We start from the raw sequence: 22065 nt of genomic DNA on the forward strand, positions 1-22065 counted from the left end.
GCAAAGCAGACCTTCGTGCAACTTCCAGTATTTCATCCCTATGGTTGCCGCGATACGGAGCAAAACAGACGGCAAATTCCGCCAGCGCGGTGACTGCTTTTTAGGTAATTGCAATCGACCGCTCGGTGATTGATGCTACCTGACGAATGGGGTGTCGAATTCCACGCAAAGTGATCGGTGTCATTTCAACGAGATTTTCGAATTTGCTGCCTCGTTAATTTTTCGAGGTCATTTCAACTGCCGCTCACGAAATATTATAAAAAGCCCGCTTACTACGATGATGCCCGCGCCGACGAAGGTCGCCAAATCAGGCACATCTCGCCAGATGAGCCATCCCAGCAGTATGGCCCATAAGAGACCCGTATATTCATAATGCGCGACGACTGATGCCGAGGTGAAGCGGAAAGCTTGCGTTATCATCGTCATTCCCGCCGTGCCAAAGACGGCAATCCCGAGGAACATCCAGATGTCGTCGGGCCGAATCGGGACCCAGTAAAACGGGCTAAGGAGGCCGTTTATCAATGCACCCGCCCCGACCAAGTAAAGCATCACAGTCCAAGGGCTTTCGCGCGGGTCCACCCATCGCGACCCAATCATCAGCAGGGCGTAGAACAGTGCCGTGCCCACTGGGAATAATGCGACCAGTTGGAACGTCGCGCTTCCGGGACGAACGACAACCAATACTCCGATAAAACCGACGACAGCAGCCGACCATCGTCTCCAGCCCACGTGCTCCTTCAGCAAAATGCTTGAGAGTGCGATGATGAATATCGGGGCCGCAAATACCAAAGTCGTCGCCTCGGCTAGTCCGAGATGCCTCAGGCCAAGAAAGAACATGATGGCAGCGCAAGTCCAGATGATACCCCGTATCAGATGCGCCATGGGCCTATAGGACCAAAGCGCCGCCTTACCTCCCGTGCTAAACGCGATAAGCAATGCGGGGAGGAGCGCGATGGCATTGCGAATAAAAAGAATCTGAACCGGCGCGTAACTATCGGTCAGTGTCTTGGCTATGGCATCATTGACGCTAAGGCATGCGATGCCAGCACACATCAGCGCGATACCCCCGATGGATCGGGATGGCGCAATTTCCGTTAGTGCCCGCATGTTGTCATCCCTCTCCTCGTAGGCGAAATCAGCGAGATTGAAACCTATGTCAATCGGAACCGAATACTTGCGGCCACGGTGTATGGTGATCGTGGTCCAGCCCGACGCAATTCTTGGAGTGCGCCAACGGGGCGCGCGCGCATCCCGATGGGGCGCTATGGGAAAGCGAACAAGATGTCGTCGCGGACCTCATCGCTCGCGTCCGAGGGCGTTGCCTATATGACAGACCAGAACCTGCGGATCGACGGAGGGCTGACCCGTGCCGTCTGACGTTGCGTTCGCGGCGCCGTCGACGGGCGTGTCGCCTTCACGGTGAAATGGGTATCCAATCAGATAGAAGGCCCAGTCGCCTTTTACAGAAAATGGCTTTTCGGTCTCCTATGTCCTTGGCGTTCCAGCCGATGATAACCGCAGTGACATGCCGTCCAGTATTTTCAGGCGACACGGTGATGGTGAAGTTTGATAACATGTTCAATTTGCGGTTAATAATCGCTTTTCCTGAAGCGTTTGGCTGCGCCGACTGATACCTTTAGCCCGTTATACTGAGCGGGCGCGAGCGTAAGTCACGCTGACTTTAGCTTTGGCGTTGACTATAGCTTTGTCTGAGCAAGTCCGAGATCTTCAAAGGCAAACCAGTCTTTCTGCGTTTTACCTTTCGTATCTACCCAAGGGCATCTTGCCCGCTGACCTTTGGCATCCACTTCCACGATGGACATCGGATAACCGTACCGAGGATGGCGAACGGACAAGTTTATTCTGGCCACTTTCATGAGGCGTTCCTTGGATTGTTGGGGTGAATTTTTGTCTAGTGCATTTGACCTATAATGTACAACCAAAGCGCTAGGTGGCCCATTTAATTGCTTTTGGAAAATCCGAAGCCTGTAGAAATTTGCCGTTATTTACGCCTCCATCTACAATAACTTTAAACAGAAGCTCACCCTACTCCAGTAGAACCAATTCCAAGCTCAACTGCGCCCCGCTCCCGCCGAAAGGCATGGCTCCTGTGCAGAAAAGGAGACAGCGACATTTACCTTGCTTAGGTGGTTTCGCATTCATCCAACGATACGTATGTTTAAGCCTTCGGTTCGGATGACGACGCAAACGCCGCTGTAGCGATACACGTTGAAATGGGGCGCAAAGGAAAGTGGCTACGGTTGTAGCCTGCAGTTATGGGGTCGATGTCCGATTCCGCCAGCGCCGCCGCTATGCCCGCTCCCCAGTTGCGACCCTGGCACAAGCCCATGTCGGCGCGAACCCAAACCTTAACCGCAAAATTCTCGTGTGCGCCGTCCGTGATGGCGGTCTTAACCTCGGCCAGCGTTACATCCTCGCACCAGCAGACAACCTCATCGTCAACCAGAGGCAATGGAAAACGTTCGGGCATAGGATAAAACTGCGCTAACCATGACCAAAACCGATGATTGTGGAAGGTGGCTTAATGTTTGAACCTTTCACCATTCTAGGCGTTACGCTCTGATCTCCATCACACACATGCTCCGGAGGCTTTGCTGTGGACGACCTGCCATCCATTCGCCGTTCGCTACAGGTTTTGGTGCTCATAGCCTTGTTCGTGACGGCCTACTTCGCGAGGGACCTGATCCTGCCCATCGTCCTTGGTTTCCTTCTCGCGCTAACGCTCAGCCCTGTATCCCGCGGTTTACACCGCGCAGGAATGCCGCATGCGGCTTCGGGCTTCGTGCTGATAGCCGCGACAGCCGTTCTAGTTCTTGGGATCATTGGCGGATCGGCCGGAACTGTTGCCCTTTGGAGCGACGAAATCCCCAAGATGGGTGTTGAGATACAGCAAAAGCTGCGCGGCATGGCGGACGCCGTTGAAGAAGTTCGTGCCGCGACAGCCGAAGTTGAAAAGATCGGAAAGGAAGAAAACGGCGGCGAGACGTCGGAAGTGCAGGAAGTGGTGGTCAAAGCACCAACCCTGCTCAGCAGTGCTTTCAACACAGTGACACAGTTTGGCGCCACCCTCGCCGTTACCCTGATCCTTGCATTGTTCCTGCTGTCCTCTGGCGAATTGTTCTATCTCAAGCTGGTGCAGGCCATGCCAACAATGGCGGAAAAGAAACGCGCGCTCAGTACCGTCTACGATGTGGAGCGGCGCGTCTCACGGTATCTTTTAACGATTACTATCATCAACGCCTGTTTGGGGTTTGCCATTGGGATTTATTTAGCGGTGCTGGGACTGCCGAGCGCTTACATCTGGGGCATAGCAGCATTTTTGCTGAATTTTCTGCCCTATTTGGGCGGCTTCATCGGCGCAGTGCTGGTCGGCGCATTTTCAATCGTGACCTTCGACTCACTCGGCTATGCGTTGCTGGCGCCGCTGGGATATCAGATACTCACGGGGATCGAAGGCCAGCTGATAACGCCTTGGCTGGTGGGTCGGCGGCTAGAGTTGAACACCGTCGCGGTCTTTCTGACGGTGGTGTTCTGGGGTTGGCTCTGGGGAATACCCGGCGCACTTGTTGCCGTGCCGTTTTTAGTCGTGTTCAAGGTGGTCTGTGAAAACTTCGAAGCGCTAAACGTCATCGGTAACTTCCTGTCGGGCGAAGCCGTCAAACTTGAAGAAGCGGATGAGCCACATGGCTTAGATGCAGACAAAACGGTGCAGGGTGCAGATGTCTGACGTGATATCTTAGCGGTTGAAATAGCCGTGCTTGATAAGATAACTTTCTTAGATCATCAGAGCCGCGTCAGTGGTGAAGCCTTAACGAACGCGGGTCGGTAGGTTTGGTCCTTTAGGTATCGATCGGGGGGCGATACCTCGACAACATCTTCATCGAACGGCTGTGGCGGTCATTGAAGCAAGAGGCCGTCTACCTGCATGAATTACAGGACGGCTTCCAAGCCATAAGCGTGATCAGAGACTGGATCAGGTTCTACAACACCGGGCGGCCTCACACGGCCCTCGACAAACGGTCCCCCGACGACGCATTCTTCAACGCAGAACGAAACCAAATGGCGGCATGAAACCAACCAGATTGCGTCTTAGCTAAGCCGCAAACCTGTCCTAAAAAGCAGGACCACTTCACCGCCGCGTGTGCAAAGGCGGCTCCCCTCCAAGCCATGAAATGATGCCACCTCGGCGCTCACAGGTTCGGCAGCGTCCGCACTGGCGGAGTTATCGCGCAAGCGCTGGCACCGTGCCACAGGCGACACGTGAAAGCGCCCCGCTACGACAGCCACAGATTTATGGCCGGATACTCTGGACGTTGATGCCACAGATGTCGATGTCGCCATCGCCCGAACAGAGCCGCCCTACGACGGCAGGCCGCTGATAAACGAGATCGAGCAGCTCTATATCGACAGCATCCACACCTGGCATTCCTTCCAGTTTGGCGTTTGGTCCGCGTCATTCCGCCAAGATGGCAATTGTGCCCGGCTGGGCTGGGCGTAACACTTCGCGATTGACCCGCTTCAAGGCCAATCGTTTCCAGATCACAAAGATCGACGGGATCACGAATAGGGTCAGCATTGTCGCGGTTGCCATACCGCCCACCATGGGTGCTGCAATTCGTTGCATAATCTCCGAGCCGGTGCCTGTACCGTACATAATTGGGATCAAGCCCGCAAAAATTGTCGCAACGGTCATAATCTTGGGGCGTACGCGTAAAAGGGCCCCCTCAAATACGACCTCCTCGACATCGACACGGGTCATCGGCCTCGCCTCAAGCGTCGCCTGCCCCTTTCGCTTGTCCCAAGCAAGATTGAGATAGAGCAGCATGACGATAGCCGTCTCGACCGCCACACCCGCAAGCGCAATGAAGCCGACCAGCACGGCGACGGAGATGTCGAAACTGAGATACCACAGGAACCACACACCCCCGGCAAGCGCCACGGGAAGGGCGGCAAGGATGATCCCCACTTCAATCACGCGGTTGAACGCCAAGAACAGCATTAGCGTTATGATGAGCAGGGTCGCGGGGGCGACCAGTTTCAACCGCTCTTGCATCCGCTCAATATACTCGTACTGGCCCGACCATTTGATAGAATAGCCCGGCGGCAGCGTGACCTTATCGGCCACGAGCGCACGCGCCTCCGTCACGTATCCGCCCAGATCGCGCCCGGCGATGTCGATAAAGACAAAGCCTGTACGCCGCGCGTTTTCGGACCGGATCATTCCGGGGCCGTCGACGATCTTGATCTCGGCCAGCGCACCCAGCGGGATATGCGCCCCCGATGGTGTGACGACGGGCAAATCGCGCAACGTCTCGGGGCTATCCCGCCACTCCTGCGGATAGCGCATATTGATCGGATATCGTTCCAGCCCCTCGACGGATTCCGAAACCTGCATCCCGCCGATGGCGGTCTGGACCACCTCTTGGACGTCCCGCACACTCATCATGTAGCGGGCAGCCGCATCACGATCGGCGTTAATCTCGATAAAGCGCCCGCCGATGGGCCGCTCGGCGTAGGCCGAGGCGGTGCCGTCAATGCCAGCAACGATGCGCTCGACCTCAATACCGATCTCTTCGATCACTTTCAGGTCAGCGCCCGATATCTTGACGCCAACGGGCGTCTTGATGCCGGTCGCCAGCATGTCGATGCGGTTCTTGATCGGCTGGATCCAAACGTTGGTCACGCCGGGGATCTTCACCGCGCGGTCTAACTCGCCCCGGATAAGGTCCATCGTCATGCCCTCGCGCCAGTCTGCCTCAGGCTTTAGCTGGATCGTCGTTTCGATCATCGTCAGGGGCGCGGGGTCGGTCGCGGTGTCCGCGCGGCCCAGCTTGCCGTGGACTGTCAAAACCTCGGGGATGGTGGCGATCATCCGGTCGCTCTGTTGCAGAACCTCACGCGCTTTACCGATAGACACGCCCGGATAAAGCGTTGGCATATAAAGCAAATCACCCTCGTTCAACTCGGGCATGAACTCGCTCCCGATACGTTGGAGGGGCCACCACATGGACGCTACCAGCAGGCCTGCCAGAAGGGTCGTCGCCCAAGGCCACGCGACGGCAGCATCCAGAAATGGGCGGTAGACCCATATGATGACCCGGTTCAACGGGTTCTTTCGCTCAGGGATAATACGCCCCCGTACGAAGTATCCCATCAACACCGGGACCAGCGTGATCGACAGAATTGCCGCCGCCGCCATTGCGTAGGTCTTGGTGAAAGCCAGCGGTTTGAACAATCGACCTTCTTGGCTCTCCAACACAAATACGGGTAGAAAGCTGACGGTGATAATTGCGAGAGAATAGAACAACGCCGGTCCGACTTCGGAGGCGCATTCGCTGACGATCCGCCAACGGTTCTCGTTGGTCAGCTTCTCGTTTTCTAGCCTTCGATGCATCGCCTCAATCATTACGATGGCGGCATCGACCATCGCGCCGATGGCGATAGCAATACCGCCCAGCGACATGATGTTGGCATTCACGCCCTGCAGTTTCATGACGATGAATGCGGCAGAGATGCCCAGCGGCAAGGATACCAGTATCACCAGAGATGAACGGATGTGCAAAAGGAACGCGGCGCAAACCAGAATGACGACGATGAATTCCTCAGTCAGTTTCTTGCGCAGGTTGTCGATGGCACGTTCAATCACGCCCGCCCGGTTGTAGGTGGTCACGATCTCGACCCCCTCAGGCAGGCTGGTGCGCAACTCTTCGATACGCGCCTCAACGGCCTTGATTGTGGCCAGCGCGTTGCCACCCCAGCGCAGGATAACGACGCCGCCCACCGCGTCGCCCTCGCCGTTCAGTTCGCCCACACCGCGGCGCATCTCAGGGCCGAGGCGGATGTCGGCCACGTCCTCTAAAGTGACGGCCGCGCCGCGCGTATTCACCATCAGTGGCGCTTTGGCGAGGTCGGCCAACTCGTTGATGTAGCCAGTCGAGCGGACCATGAACTCGGCCTCGCCCATCTCGATCACGCTGCCACCCGTCTCGCGGTTTGCATCCTCAATCGCGCTGCGGATCTGGGCGAGCGTTACGTCGTAGGCGCGCAGTTTGTTCGGGTCGATCACGACCTGATATTGCTTGACCATGCCGCCGATCGTGGCGACCTCGGACACGCCCTCGACTGTTTGCAACTCATATTTCAAAAACCAGTCCTGCAACGTGCGCAGCTCAGACAGATCATGCCCGCCGGTCCGGTCGATAAGGGTATATTGATATATCCAGCCCACGCCCGTCGCATCCGGGCCCAGCTGCGGCGACACGTCCGCCGGCAGGTTTGCGGTGATCTGGCCCAGATATTCCAGCACGCGCGTGCGGGCCCAGTAGAGATCGGTGCCATCCTCGAAAACCACATAGACATAGCTGTCGCCAAAGAACGAAAATCCGCGCACGTCGGTCGCGCCGGGTACGGCCAGCATCGCGGTCGCAATGGGATAGGTAATTTGGTCCTCGACAACCTGAGGCGCCTGACCTGCATAGGGCGTACGCACGATGACCTGCACGTCCGACAGATCCGGGATAGCGTCCACCGGCGTTGCACGAATGGCCCAGACGCCAGCGACGCCCATCATGACTGCAAGCGCTAGGATAATGACGCGGTTCGCAATCGACGCCCGGATTATCGCGCGGATCATTGGGAGATCTCCTGGTCGTCTGCGATGCCGACAAGGGTCATCGAAAAGTCAGGGTTGCGCCGCAACATCAGAGTGACCTCTTGATCCTCAAGCAAGGCTGCGGCGTCCACTGACGGATCAATTGCGAAGTCCATCGTCATGCCGGGCATGCCGATGTCCGTCATCGGGCCGTGAGTGATGTTCGCCATCCCGGCAGCCGCGTCGATCGCGTTAATCGTGCCAGATACAGTGATGGGCGCGTCGACGCCCTCGCCCGCGGCGGCCGCGACTACAGACGCCCCTGCCCCCACATCATTCACCATGTCGTCGCCATTGCCCATGGCGTCGCTGCGAACGGCTACCACTGTGAACATACCGTCTTCGCCCTTGGCGAGATCGAATTCGACAGGCGTATCGAGCGGAACCGACGCGGGATCAAACCCCGCAACGTTCATGTCCATTTCCATCGCAGGCCAGCCGAGTTCCGGGATGGGCTCATGGTCAAAAGTCAATTGTCCGTCTGCTGTGACCGCGATGACCGTTCCCTTGCCTGTCGCGGCGATCCCGTCATCGCGGCCTATTGCGATTAATCCCAGCAGCCCGTCTGCACCGCGTGCGGCGCGAAAGGCGACCTGTTGCCCCGTCTTTAGCCCATCCAGTGCGACATCCGAGCGCACAGAAAATTGCGATGTCATTGCCGGCCAGTCCAGAGTTTCCAGAGCACCGTGACTGATCGTCGCAATCCGCGTGTCCGCGTCCAGCGCGACCAACTCGCCTATGCCGCTGGCTGGCACGTCATCGGTCGGCGCCATGCGCATAAGTCCTGCGCTCAGCGCGCTTTCGCTGTCGATCAGGAACTGCGCGGAGGCGACGACCTCCTCGCCCGGTGCGAGGCCCTGAACCACCTCGGTACGCCCACCCTCGCCAAATTCATCGCGCAGCCCCGTTGTGATAAGGCGCGGCTTGAAGGTGCCCTCCCCGGTTTTCAGGATGACACGCTCGGCGGTCCCAGTACGAATGATTGCCTCGGTGGGAACAGTTAGCGCGGTGCGCGTTTCGTTCGGGATCAGGCTGACCGCACCAAACATGTTGGGCCGCAAAAGCCCTTCGGAATTATCGAACTGCAAGCGGACAGGTAGGGTGCGGGTCTGGGCGTCAAGCTCGGGGTAAATGTAGTCGATTGTCCCCTCAAAGGTCCGCCCGCTTAAATGGTCGAATGTGGCGACGGCGCGCATGTCCTCAGTCAGGCGGGCGATGTCGCGCTCGAACACGTCGACGATCAGCCAAACGGCGCTGAGATCGGTCAGAGATGCGGCACGGGTTGCGGGTTGCAAAAACATCCCGTCTGCAGCCTCAAGTGAGATAATGACGCCATCCTGGGGCGCAAGCACCTCAATATTGCGCGCAAGCGTTCCGCTTGTCTCAATCCGCTTTATCTGCTGATCCGACATTCCTTGGCTCAGCAAGGCGTTACGCGCGGCATCAATGATCCGTTTATCACCGGCCTCTATTGCGCGAACCAAATCGCTACTCGACGATCCGATTGTGGGTGAGAACATCTCAAAGAGGATGTCGCCCTCTTTGACCGGATCACCAACAGCCCGCACGTTGAGCACCTCAATCCATCCCTCGACGCGGGTGTGAACATGGCTTGTCAGATGCTCATCATACCCGACGAAGCCGACGGTCTCGATCTGCCTTGATATCTCGGATGTCTTGGCGATGGCTGTGCGGACACCGATCGCGTTAATCTCGGCCGATGACAAAATCACTTCTGCCGCATCGGCAGACGGCTCCTCCCCCGCGTAGACCGGTATCAGGTCCATACCCATGGGCGATTTGCCCGGGATGGGTTGCCTGAAATTCGGGTCCATCGGAGCGACCCAATAGAGCACGTCCGGCCCCGCGGTTTCCGTTTTTTCCGCCGGGCTCAGATAAACCCTTTCCAGATAAATGCCGCCGGCTGCGCCTATAACAAGTGCCAGAACCGCAAGGGCCGAATATCGTCCGCTCATGTTGTACCTCAATCCCGACTACCGCAAAGGCGCCGTCTTCAATGAATAAATAATGCGCGCTCGCAGAAGACGGGCGCGCCAGATAATTATCAGACGCTTTGCGGGGGGCGGTCTTGGGTGGGTCCGGATAGGGACGGAAGTTTCGTCCCAGAATCGAAGCAGCGCTCTATGGGCAGCAGCGTGCTAACCGGAACGGGCATTGGCGCCTCGACAGACACATTGACGCTCCACATCGCTGGCATGCACTGCATGGCGGAGCCAAGTTCGCCCTTAGCATGAGAGAGCGCATGTGCCGTGCCCTGTGACTGGCCGGAGCGTATCGCGCAGTCGTCGGGGCAAGTTGCCTCGACTGAAATGTCGGTATGGCAATTCAACGAATTTGATGCGGCCGCGGGGAGTATCACCTGCAGCAAAAACATGAGGACAAGCAGCAGAACACCAGTTGGCCTCAAGGCCGCTTGAAGATCGAATTTTAGATGTAGTTCTGCCATACTGGTCGTGTGTCGATAAAATGCGTCACGGTCAATTCAGAAACTTGTGATCGTATCGCACTGAGCGGCTGACAAAACAGTGAACTTTCCGCCGACAAGCGCGATCAATTGAGTGGCGAAGCCTGTCTCTTCACCTCGAAAACGGGATTTTCTAAATGGAAAACTCAATCGCCTCCCGCATATTCGAAACAAACAAATAGTCTGATAGTTCCATCTTTAAAAGTTCAGCACTCAGGATCAGGCGGCTTTGTTCGCACATTGGACTTTCACCGTGAAATTTACGCGATGGTTTGGGGCGACCTGATCGGGCCGCCTGCCGACACCGCAAGACGGAGTGATGCGTCAGCCTCTCGCTTTGCGCTCTACTGTAGCATCAGCGTAGCACCAAGTATTGCGCCGAAAAGCTCTAACGCCCCTCGGGGCGATAGAGCTTTGATAGTTTTTGATAACTTTGGTTGCGGGAGGGTGCAGCCGCCGTCTCTTGACAGTTATTGACTGCTGACGTCCGCTTCATACTAGGGGTGGTGCGCCCCAATCGAGTGGTATCTCTGGCGACGCCGACATCAGTCTGATACCGTCAGAGACTACTGCAGAAAAATACCCATATGTAACTATGGTACTCAGGCCTACTATCAAAACTTAATAGAATTAATTACCCGCCCCTGGATGCATGGCATCGAGAGCCTCCATGAAATCCTTTTCGGAGTTACTTTGACAAATCTCAACGGTCCCTGCGTAGATTTTGTCAGCACCGGTCGCAGCTTCTCGTGCGGCTTCGCGTCCTCCTGCGGCTTCGCGCTCAACCATAACTCCCATTACGACGCCCTTTCTGCCGTCTTCACTCATCTCCAGAAATTCTCCGCAATTCATAGCCATTGCAGGGTGAGATAAAACGACAGAAACAGTTACGATCGCGGTGACTCGAATTAAGGCTCTCATAACAATCTCCTTTTCTATATTTGAATTTTTATGACTTTCAGCTATTTATAAATATCACATTACGAGAAATTCTTCATACCTTTCTTTGGCAATTATTACCCATCGTGAAGTTTACGTTTCTCAGTTTCACTTTTTTGTGCTTTGGAGCAGGTACAACAAGAAACGCCGTATAATCTTAAGCACCGAGTACACAAAAATTCTGTGGAAGATTAGTTCGGGCTTCGGTGATCTCCGCGATACGGATATTGATCTTTACTCCACCGACCTATGCAGAGATTCAAAACCCCATCGCCGTTTTGAACGGCTATGCTTGGGCGCCGCCAAAGGCGGGCGCCCATTCTTTTAACGTTAGGACGCCGCTTTGATGAGCTGAACGACCTGCTGCGTCGTCCACACGGCGTTGGCGATGTAGCGGAAGTTTGTCAGGGCCGCGAGGTAGCCGTCGCCCTCCGGCAAGATTGCAGCGGCTGTGGCATCTTTAATCACCGCAACCTCAAAGCCCTGTTCGATCAGCTCACGCATGTGCGATTCAGTGCATAGGTTGGCGGACATCCCCGACAAAATAACCTGATCAACACCGCGTTTGCGCAATTGCAAAGACAAATCATTGGTATCGTTGCCATAAACCTTGTGCGGCGAAGTGACGATGGTTTTACCGTCATTGATGTATTGCTTGTATTGCGGCATCCAGTCTGCACCAGAATTTTCAAACCCATCGAGATCAAGCGCGCCCGGACGATCGAACATGCCGATCTTGTGCATGAGTTTTTCCAACGCGCCTTCGAACTTCCAGCCGTGATCGGTAGGATAGTAGTAATGCGGCGAAACAGCGACAGTGATATTGGCGGCTTTAGCAGCCTGGAACAGCGTCTCGATATTGGCCACCGTGTTATGTTCGGTTACGGATTGGCCCACGACGCCCCATGCTACGCCGTCCTCGCTAAGGAAGTCGATCTGGGGATCTGTCACTACCAATGCAGCACGCGACAGGTCGAGTTTCATGTTCGAGGGGGGCAACGCCGGCTCGGCGGGGTCCGCGTAAGGGTCTGTGGCTTGTGCTGTGGCTGACCCGGCTGCCAAAGTCGCCGTTGCCGCTGCAGTGAGGGCCGCGCCCCCGCGCAAGGCATCACGGCGGGATATGTGGTTATGACCCGGGTCATTGCAAGTACACATCATTCTCTCCTAATCTGGTTGTGTCTGATCCAGATATGACGTGTGCAATGTATCTTTGCGTCCTGATTACGTGACATAGCCCAATTCAGGTGTGTCCATTCGTCCCCAAAAGCGGTGTATATCTTCAAAATGTCCTTTGAGCATATATTCAATGAATTAGAAATATCTGCCGAGCCGTTCGCGCTGTGTGAATTGCGGGGGGAATGTAATCTTGGCCTCGGACGTGCGTCCGCCACCACCCTGCATTACATCCTCTCTGGCGAAGGAGAGATTATTCTTCGTGGGCGTAGCCCTGTGCAGATCGCACGCGGATCGCTTGTTTTGGTTCCGGCGATGCAGAGCCATGGGTTGCGGAGCTTTGGTGAGACCACCGACCCAATACCAGCATGCCGCCCTGCTGAACTGAACTTGGCGCGGCATCTGGAAATCTCGGACGCCGCTGGAAATGGTCAATTAACTTCGCTGTGCGCCCATGCGACAATCGGTTTGCGTGGGGTCAGAGATGTCGTTGATCTCATACGTGAACCCATGGCAGAGCACGTCTCGACCGGTAGTCGGCTTGAGCAGCCCTTGGGCCGTCTGTTGGAGGAGGTGTGCAATCCCGGCCTCGGCAGCCGCGCCATGGTCCGCGCCATTCTACTGGAATGCATGATTGACATGCTGCGTTTGCGGCTTTCGGCTGAGGATGAATCGCTGTCTTGGATGGCCGCTCTGAAAGACCATAACATTTGGACGGCCCTTCGTTTGATGCTCGATCAGCCAGGGCGACCGCACACGGTCGAAACACTTGCCGATGCCGCTGGGATGAGCAGGTCAGTATTCGCGAAACGGTTTTCTGATGCCTGCGGCAGCGGCCCGATGGAGTTGCTGCGCGATTTGCGGGTAAGACGGGCCGGCATACTTCTGACCCAAACGGACGTCCCCGTAAAGCGAGTAGCCCAGATGGTCGGGTTTTCTAGCCGTAGCGCATTTTCACGTATGTTCGAAACAAAAACTGGGCAATCTCCGCGCAAATTCCGTAACCAGAACCAGTCTGAGCATCAGAGTTGAATTCAACACGGAGGCCTTTGATGGAGCCAGATCCCGCTTCATGTCCCGGCGGGCGGCCTGGTCACGGTGATGGGCCAGTCTGGGGTTGGGAAATCGACGCCGCTGGACGCCATTGGCGGACATCTGGCGCATGGGTTTCGTATGTCGGGTGCCGTGCGCAAAGACAGTTGTGGTATCTCCGTTGTCACCGATGAACTTCCTTGAAATCATGGAACTGCGTCTACAGCTTGAACCACGCGCCCTTGAACTCTAAGGCCCCCGATTGTCTGCAAGTGTGTTCACTGATCTGCGCAAGATCCTAGGCGACGAGACGTCCGACTGGAAACCCCTGGAAACCGCCGAGAAGCACTGGGCTTTTCATGACCTCCTCTATAGTCGTGCGGCGCGGCCCCGGTCAGCCGCAATTCTCCAGACGCTCAACGGACATCTTGTTCGCTACATGCTGCCGCTTTGGACAAGTGTTAACATCGGTGTCGATTGGCGATCGCATCACCTGCGACTTGTCGAACTTGTCGAAGCGGGTGCTTACAAAAATGCTTCAGAAGAGCTGAAGGCTGATCTTTTGCAGACAAAGTCTCGTGTGTTGGAAAATCTTGCAATTGATCCGGTTCATTGACCTTCTTGGCTGGTAGCTACTCGTTTTGGACCCATTTCGTTCTAATGCTACAGGGCTTTCCTGCCAACTGCCGCATTGACCGCCTAGGTCCGTCTTAAATTGGCGAACGGCTAGAACCGTCCACCAACTTGTTTCAATTATCGATACGCTCAGCGATGCTGAGTGCATCTTCGACTTTAACGCCGAGATAACCGACTGTGCTGTCTACTTTCGAGTGACCAAGCAGGAGTGGGACAGCGCGGAGATTGCCCGTCTTCCTGTAAATCTCCGCAGCTTGTGAATTCGACATCTGATCCTTGCTGCGGTCGGCATGAATGACCGGTTTTTTCCGCTGCACAACAGCAACTGATATCTCGCACAGGCGGTAGTTCTCACGCTGCGGGCGCGCATCCCGAAAAGACAATGGCAGGGTTGGACTCACAGCGGACATGCGGCGACGCGGCACGCGTCCTGATTGTCCCCGGCTATCTGATCGACGTGAGCGGCCCAGAGCCGACATCCAGCGCCCATTTCGGATGCTGCACTGCGGCCCGTCATTGCAGCCGTTCGTGCATTGCGCAGCATTTTGTCGCCCTAGTCGTCGGTATGCGGACGAAGCGGATGTCTGGGGCGCTTGCATCAACGTCTGCATTCGGGCAGCGTGCTAAGGTCGGTCAGTTTCGCATGACCCTGAAACCTTGGCGATGGACCGAGTGCATGCACTCAACTTAAGTGCTCTGGTTTCTTGGAAAGGTGACCAATAGATCAGATTGGAGAACAAAATGGTTGCCGAGGTTACGATGACTGGTGGCTGTATGTGCGGCGCAGTACGATACGCGACCAAAGGTGATCCCTTTATAGTTGGCCACTGTCACTGTGAGAGCTGTCGCAAGCACTGTGGCGCAGCGTTTGGGACACTGGTAGGCTTCAAAGTAGATCAGGTGGCGTTCAACGGTGATCAGCGTAGAATCTATGAATCTTCGCCGGACATCGGCAGGGCGTTTTGCGGTAAGTGCGGAACACCACTGACCTGGGAAGGCGATGGCGGGGATATCGGACATATTGTTGAAATTCACATCGGCACGTTCGACAATCCTCATGCTCTGGTGCCAACCAGGCATGCCTTTTACAATGAACGTCTGCCGTGGATCGACAAGGCTGATCAATTGCCGCGTTTTGAGGGCTTTCCTGACGACAGCCCCATTCTGCAGTACGGTCCGAGCAGCGGAAGTCTGTCCGAAGTTTAAGCGTCACCACGCATGTCCGCTTCTCGGGCAAAGAAGCCATCGGTTCTGTCTGCAGAATCCTATGCTTTGGGCTCAAACCGGACCTCGGATGCGGCGCAGCAATTCGTGATAGGATTCAGTGTCAACGTCGGGTTGTCGGTGTGGGTGGGAATGGCGGACGGGAGGAATTGTTATGCACACCCCGAACTTACCGGCCATTCGCGCCCTTCGCCCCGGCTGGAACAAGGGCCGTATCGTAGGCCAGAAACGACCGTTGAAACCCAAGCATGTCTGGGCGATCCGCGTCAGGCTTGAGTTGGCCGAGAACCATCGCGACCTTGCCCTGTTCAATATGGCCATCGACAGCAAATTGCGCGGCTGTGATCTTGTTCGCATGAAAGTCGTCGATGTGATGGCATCAGGACAGATCAAAGAACGAGCATCGGTCCGGCAAAGCAAAACTCAAAAACCGGTGCGGTTCGAGATTTCCGAAAGCACCCGCGCGTCGGTTGCAACGTGGATGGAGGACCGGCTGATGGTCGGGTCTGAATATCTTTGGCCGGGCCGTTTCCATGAGCGCCCTCATATCTCAACGCGCCAATATCCCCGGATCGTGCGCGACTGGGTCTCATCCATCGGGTTGGAAGTGACCGCCTATGGCACCCATTCAATCGGCGCACGAAGGTCACCCAGGTTTACAAAAAAACGGGCAACTTACGCGCGGTTCAGCTGCTGTTGGGGCATACAAAGATGGATAGCACCGTCAGATACCTGGGTGTCGAGCTTGAAGACGCTCTGGCAATTGCAGAAGCCATTGAAATCTAAGCCTCGTGGCCGTCCGTCAAGGACGGCCCAAAGCTGCCTTTGAACTAGCCTTCCGACGCCGCAGTGCAGCTTCCCCAGACCAGTCTTTCTTGCGTCGTGCAACATTCTCGGCGTTTGAAGCGTACAGCGCTATGCATGCTGGCATATGTCCATTCTGACGGTTCTAAGCTTCTTTGCAGAGACAACCCGCAACGCAAGCAACAAGTATTTCGGATTGTGAAGGCTTCGATACTATCGGTGCATCTATCCCCATGATCACTTGACCATCAACGGGAATGTTCCCCGTATGAAATACGAATGGGATAGAAAGAGTCGCTAGCTTTTTCGCAACGGCCTCGCAGGTATGATCCCCAAGATTGACGTCGAGAACGGCAGAATTGAGTGAGAGCCCCGTCGCGAGGGCACCAATAGCCTCCAGAGCTTTTGCAGACGTCGGAAATGGTCCAAGTACATCCGCACCTGCTTGTTCAAGCGACATCGTAACGTCGAGGCCTACGAGAGGCTCATCTTCGACCACCAAAATCAGGCAGCCATAGAGAGGTAACTTATCTGCCATTTGCGTTAGTCCGTCCCGCCGCCAAAATTCATGATGCCCAGTGTCACCTAGTCCAACCATTTGACTGGACAATTGTTTCCTTAAATATTGCGGACTATAAAACTCTATGCCACCGACAGGACAAAAACATTCATGTTGGTAGGGTCGGTTTGGGTTAGAAAGCAGATCTTTGGCTCAAGCCTAGAGCGCGGTGCGCGCGCCCAGGCGGGGCACCGACCTTGGTGGCCTTGGCAGTCAGTCCTGTTGCCACGGGTTAATCACCTCGACACCCATATCCCGAAAAGGCCGGACGTCCCGCGTGGCGACAGCGAAGCCTTTGGAAAGCGCAATGGCCGCGAGGGCCGCAAAGAGCCGTGTGCTGGAAAGATCGAAGGCGGCAATGCTACCCGCGAACAACCCATCGACAAAGGCGTCAATCAGCTTTTCTATAGCCACGCGTTTCTCGCCGGTATCGAGCAGCGCCGCGCCATATAGCAGTTTGGCCGTAGAACTAGGCAACAGTGAACTAACGCATGACGGCGTCAGAGGTGAAGCCTTAACGAAAGCGGGTCGGTAAGTTTGCCCTTTTCGGTGTCGATCAGGCCTAAAATTAGATTCGTGGCGTTCGCGCTCTCGGTTGTATTGGCTCATAAATCAACCTATACAAAGCCCACCTTCACAGAACTAAGATGCAAGCCCTTGGCCGTTGCAATCTGGCATTACGGCATAATAACCTCTGGGGCGCATCTCAGCCCGGCGGCTATTCTAGGCCGACGCAGAGGGCAGACCTTGACACCGCATTGCGCCCGGCTAACCGGGACAAAGGCGCCTCCGCCGAGACGCGTGCAGCGGGACGAGATCCAAGACCTTGAGAAAAATAATAAAAGGGAAGATACACATGTCGCTCATCACGAATGGTCGCCTCGACCGGCGCGGATTTCTGAAGACCACGGCTGCAAGCGGCATCGCCGCATCGCTGCCGCTGGGCGGCGCCATGGCCGCCACACCCAAACGCGGCGGGCATCTGCGCATCGGCAAAGGCCACGGCGCAACCACCGATACGCTGAACCCCGGCATGTTCGAAAACGGCTATACTATCGCGCTGACCTTCGCCAAAGATGGCCACCTGACCGAAGTGCTGGCCGACGGTTCGATCGGCCCCGAAATCGCCGAAAGCTGGGAGGCGTCCGAGGATGCCAAAATCTGGCGGTTCAAGATCCGCAAGGGCGTCACTTACCATTCGGGCAAGGCTGTAACTGTCCAAGACGTCGTCGCGTCGATCAACTTCCACCGCGCCGAAGGCACAACCTCGGCCGCCGGTCCGCTCATTGCCGCGATCCAAGATATCACCATCGAGGGCGACGATACCGTCATCTTTACGCTGGATGGTGGCGATGCAGACTTCCCATTTATCGTCAGCGATTACCACCTGTCCATCCTGCCTGCCACGGATGACGGCATCGACTGGAAATCCGGCGACGGCTGCGGCAGCTACAAGATCAAATCGTTCGACCCCGGCATATCGACATCGCTGGAGCGCAACGAAATCCATTGGCGCGACGACGTCGCATGGTTCGAAAGCATTGAACTGCTGGTCTTGACCGATCAGAACGCGCGCACCACGGCGCTGGTGTCGGGCGACGTCGACACTGTCGACAAGCTGGACCTCAAGACCATCGACCTGCTGTCGCGCTATCCCGACCTCGTCATCAGTTCGATCGCAGGGACGCAGCATTTTACCTTCGCCATGGATTCGCGACAGGCTCCCTATGCCGACAACAACGTGCGCCTCGCGATGAAATACGCGATCAACCGCGAGGAACTGGTCGAAAAGATCCTGTTCGGCTACGGCTCGGTCGGGAATGACATTCCAGTTGGCCAGAATCAGCAATTTTACAACACCGAACTGGAGCAGAAGACATACGACCCCGATAAGGCCAAGTTCTACCTGAAGGAGGCGGGCCTGGAGTCGCTTGACGTCAGCCTGTCAGCCGCGGACGCCGCCTTCGCCGGTGCGGTCAACGCTGCAACGCTTTACCAAAACTCAGCTAAGGATGCGGGCATCAACATCAATGTCGTGCGCGAGCCGAACGATGGCTATTGGTCCGACGTCTGGATGAAACAGCCATTCACAGCGGTCTATTGGGGCGGTCGCCCAGTTCAGGATCAGGCGTTTTCCATCGCCTTCACTTGCGGGGCGGAATGGAATGACGGCTTCTGGTGCAACGAGACGTTCGACGCATTGCTCAAAGAGGCCCGCGCCGAGCTGGATGAGGACAAGCGTCGTCAGCAGTATTTCGAGCTGCAGGAGATCGTCAGCACCCAAGGGTCCGTCGTCATCCCGATGTTCGCCAATTACGTCTATGCCACGACCAAAAAGATCGGGATGCCCAAAAAGGCTGCGTCGAACTGGGACATGGACGGCGAGCGTTGGGCCGAGCGCTGGTGGTTCGCTTAAAAAAAAACCGCTGAGCGCGCGGCTTACCGGCTATGCGCCCGGTGCTTAAATGAGATGCTGCCGAATCCCGAGTTCGGCAGCATTTTTTGGCACTTTAACCCTGAAGAATACCAAGAGGCTTGCGGCGGGCGCGATCTTTCTGGTGAAATTTGCAGACACCACCTTGTCGAAGCGCATACGAGGGCCAGCCTCGCCAGAGGCACGTTTGCCCGACGGCCAAAAAAGGATCGCTCCACGACATCGCTCGACGGTTTCTGCCAAACTAAAACTGGTTCGTCCGTTTCGCCATTGAAGGAGCCATGCTGCAGGGATCAAAAACGTACGGGCCTTTCGTTTCAAATAAATCCAATCAGTTGTGACACATTGACATTGCTGTTAGCCGCTCACTCAAAAGGGGATTAACAATGGATGGCAAGCTCACACGAGCAACCGAGGTCGAACGAGTATCAGAGCTCTTAGGACTACCTGAAGAAATCAATGATAGAGATTCTCTGATCGCCCAGGTTACAACAGGTCTTCCGACCAAATCCGTAGAGAAGATTTTAGAGGTAATGAACTCACAGCCAGTGCTAAACCTCATTCCTGAACGGGCCTTCCGGCGAGCGAAGGCCGGAAAAATCCCCCTAAGTCCCGACAGGAGTAAGGTCCTATATGATTTTGCGCGCGCATACGTGGCCGCAGACAAAACTCACAGTGGCAACGGTGCCCTGGTGATGCGGTTTCTTGAGAAGCCTAATCCAGATCTTGGAGGCGCGGCTCCAATGGCACTAGCAATTTCGAGCCCTGCCGGTGCTGACGCAGTGATTGAACTACTTAGTAGATAAGCTAACCAGCCTCACGTCGACGCACGTCCTTAAGTGTTTTTTTGTTCTGAGCGGCAATCAGATTGCGGACAGCATTTAAAGATGGGCTGATCCTGCGCTCACTTTACTGAACGCTCAGGCGGTGTCGGCCTGGTTCGCCTGCGTCCACAACCACTTGGCGAAGGCGCGCGAGGCGGCCGTCTGGCCCGTCTTTTCGGGCGGGATTAGGTAATATCCCTCCGCCAGCGGCGGCGCGTGATCAAACGGGCGCACTAATCGTCACCCGGCGATCATGTCAGCCACCAGTGTTTCATGCACCATGGCGATCCCGGCCCCCTCCAGCGCCACGTTGACGGCAATGCCAAAGGTCGAGCCGCGATTGACCTCTGCCCAGCGATCAAAAGGGCGCGCCTGCGACTTGAACCATGCGTCCCAAGTGCCCGTGTGGTTACTTTCAGGCTAAACCAACCTGTTTAAGGTCGCACCTCCCCTGCAGTCTAGTGATGCCGTGATCTTGCTCCCGTTTCATCGGTACTCAGGCGATTGCGGTCTGGACCGCTATGAAGTCGCGTGTTGAGCGTATTGGCAGCCTTAATACAGGAGGTATTGTAGTCCTTGAACCGCCCGGATCCAAACCAGTGCGGAGGCCCGTTTCCACGTAACCCGCCAGACAAAACCATCTGTCGGCGAGGATTCGGCAGTGTCAATCCAAAGCGCGGCCGCATTTTGGTTTCCACGAAGCCCATATTTGCAGCTTCAATTCAGCTAGATGAACTGCCCCGGGTTTGGCGAAGTTCATTTGATTCTCTTTATGCGACCATATTGATCGCTGCACACGGCGCAAACGAGTGGGATTCAGCCTCAACAGGCGGGGTACTCCCGATTGATCCAAGCAGCCGCCGGTATTTGAACCAATCCACCCATTCGAGCGTCACCATTTTCACAGCCGCCAGCTGTTCGCAAGGACCGCAACGTGGAATAACCTCGGTCCTTAAAGGCTTTTGATTGTTTCGACAAAGTCGTTTTCGGTCGGTAACGGCGCACGCTATCTTCGTGGCTGCTACATGGGTTGGGGTGCCACGTGGAGCGCTTAAGTCGCGACCGAACCCATCACTGACGACGAATTTCGAGAAACCAATGTGGATAACGGCCTCCGCTGGAAAAGTTCCTGTTTTTATTAAAAAAAACCCCGCCGTAGGTGTTGAACCTTCGGCGGTTTTTTGTTTGGTTGCCCACTTACCCGGCGACGGGAGGCAATTTGCGCCTGCCCCGCCTGACAGTGAGTGTCGATTGCGTCGCGTGATTGCGACGCTGACTTGCGGCCGGAGAACACCGAAAGAGGAGACAACGACATGAAAAAATATCTACTGGGAACCGCCATGGCCCTGACCCTGCCCGGCGCAGCGCTGGCCGCTGAGGAGTGCGGCGAGATTTCGATGGCCGAGATGAACTGGTCCTCGGCCAAGATTGTCGTCGCAACCTCGAAATTCCTGCTGGAGCAAGGCTATGGTTGTGATATCGCGGTTGTGCCGTCCGACACCACGCCTGCTGTTACCTCGCTGGCGGAAAACAACGAGCCGGACATCGTGCCGGAAATGTGGCCCAATTCGGCTGGTGATGTCTATGACAAGCTGAAAGAGGGTGGCGAGATTGTCGAACTGACCAGCGTGCTTGACCCGGGCGGCATCGAAGGCTGGTGGATCCCGTCCTACTTGGTCGAGGAGCACCCCGAGCTGAAGACGATAGATGGCGTTCTGGCGAACCCGGAACTGGTTGGCGGCATGTTCAACAACTGCCCCGACGGTTGGGGCTGCCGGATCGTCAGCGACAATCTGGCACGCGCCTTCGATCTGGAAGGCAACAAAATTGAAGTGTTCAACCACGGCTCGGGCGAGACGCTGGCGACCTCGATGGCCTCGGCCTATGAGAGCAAGGAGCCGTGGTTCGGCTACTATTGGGCGCCGACCACCCCGCTGGGCAAGTATGACATGGTGAGTGTTGATCTGGGCGAGCTCGATGAAGAGGCGCATGCCGCCAACCAGAACGCGAACACGCCCAATCCCAGGCCGTCAGCATTTCCAACGGCCCCGATCCTGACCATCGTGACGAAGGACTTCAACGAGGCGCACCCTGAAGAGGCGCAACTGATGTCCAACATTACCTTCAAAACCGACACGATGAGCACTCTTCTGGCGTGGCAGGACGAAAATAACGCGACTGCCGAAGAGGCCGCCGTCTACTACCTGAAAAACAACAAGGACGAGTGGAGCGCGTGGCTGAACGATGATGCCCGTGCAAACCTTTCCAAGCTGTTGAAGTAAA

18 protein-coding genes and 3 pseudogenes are annotated in these 22065 nt (G+C 56.0%); 10 read left to right on the plus strand and 11 right to left on the minus strand.

All coding sequences use genetic code 11. The features are described 5' to 3' along the window. Positions 1-228 precede the first annotated feature (228 nt). Positions 229-1107 (minus strand): DMT family transporter, encoded by an 879-nt coding sequence (locus MK6180000_RS08055; protein ID WP_138934259.1) that lies wholly within the window; start codon positions 1105-1107, stop codon positions 229-231. A gap of 132 nt (positions 1108-1239) precedes the next feature. Here MK6180000_RS08055 and MK6180000_RS08060 point away from each other — a divergent pair. Then, positions 1240-1377, plus strand: a pseudogene (locus tag MK6180000_RS08060) (SDR family oxidoreductase); the annotation flags it as partial. An 802-nt stretch (positions 1378-2179) separates the two neighbouring features. Here MK6180000_RS08060 and MK6180000_RS08065 read toward each other — a convergent pair. Next, on the minus strand, positions 2180-2491 hold the full coding sequence (locus tag MK6180000_RS08065) for a bacterioferritin-associated ferredoxin (protein WP_138934260.1): 312 nt from the start codon (positions 2489-2491) through the stop codon (positions 2180-2182). A 168-nt stretch (positions 2492-2659) separates the two neighbouring features. Between MK6180000_RS08065 and MK6180000_RS08070 the strand changes: the two genes are divergently transcribed. Further along, positions 2660-3748 (plus strand): AI-2E family transporter, encoded by a 1089-nt coding sequence (locus tag MK6180000_RS08070; RefSeq protein ID WP_281284898.1) that lies wholly within the window; start codon positions 2660-2662, stop codon positions 3746-3748. Between the two features lie 122 nt (positions 3749-3870). Continuing rightward, complete coding sequence (locus tag MK6180000_RS21005; RefSeq protein ID WP_138936408.1) at positions 3871-4092, plus strand: integrase core domain-containing protein; 222 nt, start codon at positions 3871-3873, stop codon at positions 4090-4092. 220 nt (positions 4093-4312) lie between these two features. On the opposite strand, the gene MK6180000_RS20860 is transcribed toward MK6180000_RS21005, so the two are convergent. From MK6180000_RS20860 to MK6180000_RS08095, 5 genes are all read right to left on the minus strand, one after another. After that, entirely contained in the window at positions 4313-4438 is a 126-nt protein-coding gene (locus tag MK6180000_RS20860) for a hypothetical protein (RefSeq protein WP_281284298.1), read from the minus strand. Positions 4439-4474: 36 nt separating this feature from the next. Beyond that, positions 4475-7654 (minus strand): efflux RND transporter permease subunit, encoded by a 3180-nt coding sequence (locus tag MK6180000_RS08080; protein WP_138934262.1) that lies wholly within the window; start codon positions 7652-7654, stop codon positions 4475-4477. After that, positions 7651-9648, minus strand: a complete 1998-nt coding sequence (locus MK6180000_RS08085) for an efflux RND transporter periplasmic adaptor subunit (protein ID WP_138934263.1) — start codon at positions 9646-9648, stop codon at positions 7651-7653. The genes MK6180000_RS08080 and MK6180000_RS08085 overlap by 4 nt, the downstream gene beginning before the upstream one ends. A 1139-nt stretch (positions 9649-10787) precedes the next feature. After that, positions 10788-11078 (minus strand): HdeA/HdeB family chaperone, encoded by a 291-nt coding sequence (locus tag MK6180000_RS08090; RefSeq protein ID WP_138934264.1) that lies wholly within the window; start codon positions 11076-11078, stop codon positions 10788-10790. A gap of 348 nt (positions 11079-11426) precedes the next feature. Continuing rightward, positions 11427-12080, minus strand: coding sequence for a cysteine hydrolase family protein (locus tag MK6180000_RS08095; protein WP_246040462.1), 654 nt, complete (start codon positions 12078-12080; stop codon positions 11427-11429). Between the two features lie 300 nt (positions 12081-12380). On the opposite strand from MK6180000_RS08095, the gene MK6180000_RS08100 reads away from it, so the two are divergent. Next, on the plus strand, positions 12381-13301 hold the full coding sequence (locus MK6180000_RS08100) for an AraC family transcriptional regulator (RefSeq protein ID WP_138934266.1): 921 nt from the start codon (positions 12381-12383) through the stop codon (positions 13299-13301). A gap of 262 nt (positions 13302-13563) precedes the next feature. Further along, positions 13564-13917, plus strand: a complete 354-nt coding sequence (locus MK6180000_RS08110) for an FCD domain-containing protein (RefSeq protein ID WP_138934267.1) — start codon at positions 13564-13566, stop codon at positions 13915-13917. 133 nt (positions 13918-14050) lie between these two features. Here the strand turns inward: MK6180000_RS08110 and MK6180000_RS20610 are convergent. Beyond that, positions 14051-14194, minus strand: a pseudogene (locus MK6180000_RS20610) (integrase); the annotation flags it as partial. A 484-nt stretch (positions 14195-14678) separates the two neighbouring features. On the opposite strand from MK6180000_RS20610, the gene MK6180000_RS08120 reads away from it, so the two are divergent. Further along, the gene (locus tag MK6180000_RS08120) at positions 14679-15143 is read left to right on the plus strand and encodes a GFA family protein (protein ID WP_138934269.1); all 465 of its coding nucleotides are present in this window, start codon (positions 14679-14681) and stop codon (positions 15141-15143) included. A 172-nt stretch (positions 15144-15315) separates the two neighbouring features. Then, positions 15316-15947 (plus strand): annotated as a pseudogene (locus tag MK6180000_RS08125) (tyrosine-type recombinase/integrase). Between the two features lie 163 nt (positions 15948-16110). Here MK6180000_RS08125 and MK6180000_RS08130 read toward each other — a convergent pair. Together MK6180000_RS08130 and MK6180000_RS08135 are read right to left on the minus strand one after the other, a co-directional pair. After that, positions 16111-16503, minus strand: coding sequence for a response regulator (locus MK6180000_RS08130; RefSeq protein WP_138934270.1), 393 nt, complete (start codon positions 16501-16503; stop codon positions 16111-16113). Between the two features lie 234 nt (positions 16504-16737). Next, on the minus strand, positions 16738-17001 hold the full coding sequence (locus tag MK6180000_RS08135) for a PIN domain-containing protein (protein ID WP_138934271.1): 264 nt from the start codon (positions 16999-17001) through the stop codon (positions 16738-16740). A 379-nt stretch (positions 17002-17380) separates the two neighbouring features. Here MK6180000_RS08135 and MK6180000_RS08140 point away from each other — a divergent pair, with 379 nt between their 5' ends. Together MK6180000_RS08140 and MK6180000_RS08145 are read left to right on the plus strand one after the other, a co-directional pair. After that, positions 17381-18940 (plus strand): ABC transporter substrate-binding protein, encoded by a 1560-nt coding sequence (locus tag MK6180000_RS08140; RefSeq protein ID WP_138934272.1) that lies wholly within the window; start codon positions 17381-17383, stop codon positions 18938-18940. Between the two features lie 404 nt (positions 18941-19344). Continuing rightward, positions 19345-19764, plus strand: coding sequence for an antitoxin Xre/MbcA/ParS toxin-binding domain-containing protein (locus MK6180000_RS08145; protein WP_138934273.1), 420 nt, complete (start codon positions 19345-19347; stop codon positions 19762-19764). A 114-nt stretch (positions 19765-19878) separates the two neighbouring features. On the opposite strand, the gene MK6180000_RS20280 is transcribed toward MK6180000_RS08145, so the two are convergent. After that, positions 19879-20016, minus strand: a complete 138-nt coding sequence (locus MK6180000_RS20280; protein ID WP_171054576.1) for a hypothetical protein — start codon at positions 20014-20016, stop codon at positions 19879-19881. A 1079-nt stretch (positions 20017-21095) separates the two neighbouring features. Here MK6180000_RS20280 and MK6180000_RS08150 point away from each other — a divergent pair. Next, positions 21096-22064 carry an ABC transporter substrate-binding protein gene (locus MK6180000_RS08150; protein ID WP_138934274.1) on the plus strand — a complete coding sequence of 323 codons (969 nt, stop codon included), beginning with the start codon at positions 21096-21098 and terminating at the stop codon, positions 22062-22064. Position 22065: the final 1 nt, after the last annotated feature.

It is taken from the genome of Roseovarius arcticus, from assembly GCF_006125015.1.
GTDB lineage: Bacteria > Pseudomonadota > Alphaproteobacteria > Rhodobacterales > Rhodobacteraceae > Roseovarius > Roseovarius arcticus.

Coding starts and splice junctions, on each gene's coding strand:
- MK6180000_RS08090 (WP_138934264.1), bottom strand. CDS start 11,078: ATGAGAGCCTTAATTCGAGTCACCGCGATCGTAACTGTTTCTGTCGTT.
- MK6180000_RS08065 (WP_138934260.1), bottom strand. CDS start 2,491: ATGCCCGAACGTTTTCCATTGCCTCTGGTTGACGATGAGGTTGTCTGC.
- MK6180000_RS08130 (WP_138934270.1), bottom strand. CDS start 16,503: ATGGCAGATAAGTTACCTCTCTATGGCTGCCTGATTTTGGTGGTCGAA.
- MK6180000_RS08150 (WP_138934274.1), top strand. CDS start 21,096: ATGAAAAAATATCTACTGGGAACCGCCATGGCCCTGACCCTGCCCGGC.
- MK6180000_RS08140 (WP_138934272.1), top strand. CDS start 17,381: ATGTCGCTCATCACGAATGGTCGCCTCGACCGGCGCGGATTTCTGAAG.
- MK6180000_RS08055 (WP_138934259.1), bottom strand. CDS start 1,107: ATGCGGGCACTAACGGAAATTGCGCCATCCCGATCCATCGGGGGTATC.
- MK6180000_RS08080 (WP_138934262.1), bottom strand. CDS start 7,654: ATGATCCGCGCGATAATCCGGGCGTCGATTGCGAACCGCGTCATTATC.
- MK6180000_RS08100 (WP_138934266.1), top strand. CDS start 12,381: ATGTCCTTTGAGCATATATTCAATGAATTAGAAATATCTGCCGAGCCG.
- MK6180000_RS08085 (WP_138934263.1), bottom strand. CDS start 9,648: ATGAGCGGACGATATTCGGCCCTTGCGGTTCTGGCACTTGTTATAGGC.
- MK6180000_RS08095 (WP_246040462.1), bottom strand. CDS start 12,080: ATGAAACTCGACCTGTCGCGTGCTGCATTGGTAGTGACAGATCCCCAG.
- MK6180000_RS08145 (WP_138934273.1), top strand. CDS start 19,345: ATGGATGGCAAGCTCACACGAGCAACCGAGGTCGAACGAGTATCAGAG.
- MK6180000_RS08120 (WP_138934269.1), top strand. CDS start 14,679: ATGGTTGCCGAGGTTACGATGACTGGTGGCTGTATGTGCGGCGCAGTA.